Annotated in this window: 5 protein-coding genes; 3 read left to right on the plus strand and 2 right to left on the minus strand. The window is 75.5% G+C overall.

Annotated elements, in window-relative coordinates:
• A partial coding sequence (locus ACFVYK_RS08525; RefSeq protein ID WP_389770217.1) for an AAA family ATPase occupies window positions 1-1,034 on the minus strand: 1,034 nt, incomplete at its 3' end.
• A 291-nt stretch (window positions 1,035-1,325) separates the two neighbouring features.
• Here ACFVYK_RS08525 and ACFVYK_RS08530 point away from each other — a divergent pair.
• The 3 genes from ACFVYK_RS08530 (at window position 1,326) to ACFVYK_RS08540 (ending at window position 4,871) form a co-directional block, all read left to right on the plus strand.
• On the plus strand, window positions 1,326-1,985 hold the full coding sequence (locus ACFVYK_RS08530) for a LuxR C-terminal-related transcriptional regulator (protein WP_389770220.1): 660 nt from the start codon (window positions 1,326-1,328) through the stop codon (window positions 1,983-1,985).
• A 151-nt stretch (window positions 1,986-2,136) separates the two neighbouring features.
• A complete protein-coding gene (locus ACFVYK_RS08535) occupies window positions 2,137-2,811 on the plus strand; it encodes a DUF4255 domain-containing protein (protein ID WP_389770223.1) in 675 nt (224 codons plus the stop codon).
• Window positions 2,808-4,871 (plus strand): ATP-binding protein, encoded by a 2,064-nt coding sequence (locus ACFVYK_RS08540; RefSeq protein ID WP_389770226.1) that lies wholly within the window; start codon window positions 2,808-2,810, stop codon window positions 4,869-4,871. The genes ACFVYK_RS08535 and ACFVYK_RS08540 overlap by 4 nt, the downstream gene beginning before the upstream one ends.
• A 40-nt stretch (window positions 4,872-4,911) precedes the next feature.
• On the opposite strand, the gene ACFVYK_RS08545 is transcribed toward ACFVYK_RS08540, so the two are convergent.
• A partial coding sequence (locus ACFVYK_RS08545; protein ID WP_389770228.1) for a ricin-type beta-trefoil lectin domain protein occupies window positions 4,912-5,933 on the minus strand: 1,022 nt, incomplete at its 5' end.

Here is a 5,933-nt window from a genome sequence, read left to right on the forward strand (position 1 = left end):
CCGCCGTGTCCGGCCCCTTCGGCGTACCCGTCCTGCCCGGCCGGCCGGACGTGTCCGGCGTGTCCGCCCCGTCCGGTGGGGGTCGCCCATGCCGGACCGCCCGGGCGATCCGTGTCGTCCGGGCCGTCCGACGGCTCGTCCGTCTGTTCCGTTCCTCTCGCTCGTTCTCCCTGTTCCGTCCGTGCCGCTCGTCGCGCCTGTTCCGTCCGTTCCGCCTGGGCGTGCTGTTCCAGGGCCGCGAGGGTGCGCGCCACCTCCGCCGTCGCCGGTCCCGCGCTGTCCAGCCACCAGGAGACGGCCGCCGGGTAGGACCCCGGGTACAGCGCCGCGCACGTCGTCGGGACGGCGGTCGGCGGCGGGGCGCCGTCGAGGTCGTCGATGAGGGCGTGCAGGAGGAGAGGGACGCCGGCGCCGGCCCGCGCGCAGTCCGCCGTCCAGCCGTCCGAGGCCGTCGGGAAGGCCGCGCGGACCAGGTCGGCCGCCGCCTCGTCGGTGAGCGGGGCCAGGGTGTGGGTGCGCACCAGGGACGGCGAGAGGACGTGGGTGAGACCGGCGGGGCGCGGCGCGATGTCGTACTGGCTGCGCTCGGTGACCACGAGCAGGACCGGTAATCGGTCGATGCGGCGGGCCGCCTCCACGAACCAGCGGCGCGAGGCCTCGTCGGCGAGGTGGACGTCGTCCACGGCCATCATGAGCGGCCCCCGGTCCGCGTACGAGCGCAGCAGCCGCCACAGCCGCGCCGCGCTCCCGCGGTCCTCGCCGCCCGGCGCGACGTCCGCGAACTCCGGCACCGGGCCCAGGAGATGCAGGACCGACGAGAAGGGCAGCGCGGTGTCCTCGGGGGAGCAGCGGGTGCGCAGGACCCGCAGGCCGAGCCGGGTCGCCTGCGCGGCGGCGGCCTCCAGCGCGGCGGACCGGCCGGTGCCGGTGGCCCCGCGCAGCAGGACGAGCCGGCCGGCGCCGGCCCGGGCCCGCTCCGCCTCCGCGGCGAGCAGCACGTGGGCGTCGTCGCGTTCCCGCAACGGTCCTGTCATGCGTGCCTCCTGCGGTCGGTTTCGTCGGACATGTACGGGAAGAGGGCGTGCGCTTCGGCCCGGGTCCCCGAGGTCGTTGTGGCGAGACTCACGCGGCTCCGGACCGCACCCGCGCCCACGCCTCTGACCTGCGAGAACGTTGAAGATCCGTGGTGTCCGGGGGCTTGCTCTCGTGGTCGGCCTCGTGGTGCTCCACGATTGCGCGCGCCCCACGGGGCGCAGAAGTCTGGACCGTGCCCACCCGCCACCGGTCCCCGCCGGACCGCGGGACCGTGAACATGGGGGAAACGGTTGCTCAGCTCACCCCGGACACCAGAGACCGGCGCCCGGCGGCGGATTCCCGTGGCCGTCCAGGCATCGGACCCCATCTCCCGCGAGGGCGCCGTCAGCCAGTTGCGCGGCCGGCCGGAGGTCGAGGTGCGCGAGGAGCTCTCGGCGGCCGCCGGCACGGTGGCGCTGCTCGTCGAGGACACCCTGGACGAGGCGGCGCTGGCCCGGCTGCGGCGGATCGTGCGCAGCGACGGGGCCCGCGCGGTGCTCGTCGTGGGCGCCATCCGCGAGACCGAGCTGCTGGACGTCATCGAATGCGGGGTCGGGGCCATCGTCTGGCGCAGGGAGGCCACCGCGCACCGGCTGGTGCAGGCGGTGGTCGCCGCGCAGCGCGGCGACGGCGACCTGCCCGCCGACCTGCTCGGCAGGCTCATCAGCCAGGTGGGCACACTGCACCGCGGTGTGGCGGGCCGGCCCGGCGCCCCGTCCCTGGGACTCGCGCCCCGGGAAGTGGACGTCCTGCGACTGATCGCCGAGGGCCTGGACACCGGAGAGATCGCCAGCAAGCTGTCCTACTCCGAACGAACCGTCAAGAACGTCATGCACGGACTCACGACGCGGCTGCATCTGCGTAACCGGGCGCACGCGGTGGCATATGCCCTCCGGGAAGGCTACATCTGACCGAACGGGCAATCGAAGGCGGACCCGCGGGCAGCGCGCCCTGCCCGGCCGCCGACCCCGGCGCGCCTGCGGAACCCGGGCCGCCCGGGGCACGATCGGAGAGCGGCGGGCGCGGCAGGGCACACGGGCAAGGCAGTTGAGGAGCACGACGGTGATCCACGAGGTGGACGAGGTCCTCAAAGGCCTGCTGGAGAGCGGCACGCTGGCGGGCTCCGGCATCGACGTGTCCTTCGAGGCGCCGACCCGCGACTGGGCGGCCCGGCGCAACGCACCGGTGATCAACACCTACTTGTACGACATCCGCGAGGACGTCTCCCGCCGGCAGCGCGGCCAGATGGCGGTGCGCGACGAGCGGGACGTCGTCGTCAAGCGCCGTCAACCGCCGCGCTGGTTCCGCCTGTCGTACCTGGTGACCGCGTGGACGCGGACGCCGCAGGACGAACACCGTCTGTTGTCCGCGGTGTTGGCGACGCTGCTGCCACGCGAGCTGATCACCGCCGACGAACTCCCGGGCTCCCTCGGCGCGCTGGGCCTGGCGATGCCGGTGACGGTGGCCGGCATCCAGACCGAGTCGCGGTCCCTCGCCGAGATCTGGTCCGCTCTGGGCGGCGAACTCAAGCCGTCCCTGGATCTGGTGGTCACCGCGCCGTTCCCGGCCTACCCCGAGTACGACGCCGGGCCGCCGGTCACCGAGGGCGCGGCGGTCCGGGTGCGCGGCATCGCCGGCGACCCCCCGCAGTCCGGGGAACGCGCCCACCGGCCCCACCAGGTGGCCGCCGCCCGCGCCGCCCGTGAGGCCGCGTCCGGCCGTCCGGACCAGCGGTGACCGGGACGTACACCGAGCAGGACGACGTCGGCGCCCGGTCCGCCGCGGACCGCCCGGCCGCCGTCGCCACGCGCGAGTCCGCCGTCCCGCAGGACGGGGCCGCCGCGCTGCTCGCCCGGCTCGGCGCCCTGCGGGACGGGGTCGCCGCCCTGGTCGACCGCCGTGCCGCCGCCGACCCCACCGCGGCCGACCCGCTGCGCGGCCTGTACCTCACCGAGGAGGCCGTACGCCACGTCCTCGCCGGCGGGACGGCCGCCTCCGCCGACGCGCCCGCCGGCCTCGCCCCGGACGGGCACGACACGCTGGCCGGCCTCGCCGTCCGGCTGGGCCTCACCGATCTGGACGCCGCGATCCTCCTGGTCGCGCTCGCACCCGACCTCGACCGGTCCTTCGAACCGCTCTACGGCTACCTCAACGACGACGTCGGCAGACGGCGCGCCACCGTGGGCCTCGCCCTCGACCTGTGCGGGACGCCCGCCCACCTGGCCCCGGCCCGCGCCCGGTTCCACGCCACCGCGCCCCTGCGCGCGTACGGTCTGCTGGACGTCGAGGAGCCCGAACGGCCTTTCCTGTCACGCTCGTTGCGAGTACCCGACCGGCTGCTGGCCCACCTGCTGGGCGACGACGCCCCGGACGCCGCCCTGCACGGCTGTCTGCAGCCGCTCCCCCCGCCGCTGCCCGACGACGAGGACCTCGCCGACCGGCTGGCGCAGCGGCTGCGCAGCGGCCGGCCGTTCACCGCCTATCTGCGCGAGCACCGCGAGGGCGACGGCCTCGCCGCGATCGCCTCGGCCCTGCGGTCGGCCGGCGTCGACGCCCTGCGTTTCGCCGGCCCCGACGAGCGCGTCCCCGAGCTGCTGCGCGAGGCGCGCCTCGGTGGCCGGGCGGTCGTCCTGTCCGGCCTGCCGGACCGGCCGGCCCCGCTGATCGGCGCGCTGGCGGACGCGCCCGACGTCACCGTCCTGCTCACCGATCCGCGCCCTTACGACCCGCACTGGACCGCCCGCGACCCGCTCGTGCTGGAGGCTCCCCGCCGCCGCGCGGGAGGCACGGCGGCCTGGGCCGCGGCACTCGACGCGACGGGCGCGCCCGTCGCGCCCGGCTTCGACCTCGCCGCCACCGTCGCCCCCTACCGTCTCGGCGGAGAGCGGATCGCGCGGGCCGCGCAGGCCGCCGCCGCCCTGGCCGCGTTCGGGGACGGCCCGCTGACCGCCGACCACGTGCGCGTGGCCGCCCGGCAGCAGTCGGCTTCCGGCCTGGAGCAGCACGCCCGCCGGATCCGGCCCGACGTCGGCTGGGAGGACCTCGTCCTGCCCGAGCGGCCGCTGACCCAGCTGCACGAACTCGCTCTGCGCGCCCGGCACCGCGACCGCGTCCTCGGTGACTGGCGGCTCAGCGCCGGCGGCGGGCGCGGCCGGGGCGTCCTGGGGCTGTTCGCGGGCGAGTCCGGCACCGGCAAGACGCTGTCCGCCGAGGTGGTCGCCGCCGAACTGGGACTCGACCTGTATGTCGTGCAGTTGTCCTCGGTGGTCGACAAGTACGTCGGCGAGACCGAGAAGAACCTGGAGCGCGTCTTCACCGAGGCGGACCGCACCGACGCCGTGCTGCTCTTCGACGAGGCCGACGCCGTCTTCGGCAAGCGGTCGGAGGTCAAGGACGCGCACGACAAGTACGCCAACATGGAGAGCGCCTACCTGCTGCAGCGGCTGGAGTCCTTCGACGGCATCGCGCTGCTCACCACCAACCTGCGCGCCAACATCGACGAGGCGTTCACCCGTCGGCTCGACCTCGTGGTCGACTTCCCGTTCCCCGACCCGGGACAGCGGCTCGCGCTGTGGCGGCACGGGCTGGCGCACGTGCCGTGCGCCGACGGCGTCGACCCCGGGCCGCTGGCCGAGGCCTTCGAACTGGCCGGCGGCTCGATCCGCAGCGCCGTCGTCACCGCCGCCTATCTCGCCGCCGGACGCGACGAGCCGGTCGGCGACGGCGACCTGCTGGAGGGGGCCCGCCGCGAGTACCGCAAGGCGGGCCGTCTGGTGCCGGGCGAGGCCAACTGGTAGCTCCGCTCCGGCGGACGACCGCTGCTTCCGGCCGACGGCCCTACTGGGCGCGCCACTTCTGGTTGGGCGTCCCCGAGCAGGTCCACAGCTGGAGCCTGGTGCCGTTGCCGGTGCCGTTGTCCTTGGCGTCGATGCACTTGTTCGCCTGCGGGTTCACCAGGTCGCCGTACTCGCTCAGCACCCACTGCTGGGCGGGGTTGCCCGAGCAGTTGGCGACCTGGATGACCGCGCCGTCGTCCTTCGAGCCCCAGGCGACGTCCATGCACAGCCCGAGCGCACGGACCGTGCCGTCGCTCTGGAAGATCCACTTCTGGTTCGCCGACCCGGCGCAGTCCCACAGCTGCAGCGGGGCGCCGTCCTTGCCCTTGCCGTTCTGCGCGTCCGTGACGTCGACGCACCGGCCGGAGGCCTTGCCGATGATGATCGCGCCGGGCACCGGGGCAGTCGTCCTGGTGCCGCCCGAACCGCCGGAGGAGGACGTTCCGCCGCTCGTGCCCCCGCCGCCCGACGTGGACTTGCCGCCGGAGGAGGGCGTGCCGCCGTCGCCCTGCGGGGCCGGCACGGAGGGCGTCTGCGGCTCGGGCAGCGGATCGGCGGAGGCGTCCGCCTTCGGCGCGGAGGGCGCCGACACCGACGGGCTGGGCAGCGCGGTGCTGCCCGCCTCCACCAGCTTCTCCCGGGCGCCGCTGCTCACGGGCGGCTTGTAGGCCAGCCAGATCATCACGAACGCGATCGCCAGGGCCAGGCCGAGGCTGAGCGCCGTCGCCAGCCAGCGCGGCAGGAACCCGCGCTGCACGAACGTGCCGTCCACCGACAAGGGCGCCGCGCCGGAGCGCTGCACGCTCACCGAGTACGGGCGCTGCTCCTTCGACCCGAACCAGATGATCTGACGCGGCCGCAGGGTCGCGTCGACGAACACCGCGCGCCCGGGCTCGATCTGCACGCTGCCCGGCCGGAACTCGTAGCCGAGGTGGTCGCCCATGTCGCCGCCCGCCACGGACGCCGTGACGCGGGTGTTGCCGAGGTTGTCGACGGCGAGCCGCGGCCGGCCCCGGAACCGCC

The organism is Streptomyces sp. NPDC058291, assembly GCF_042880855.1.
Lineage (GTDB): Bacteria > Actinomycetota > Actinomycetes > Streptomycetales > Streptomycetaceae > Streptomyces.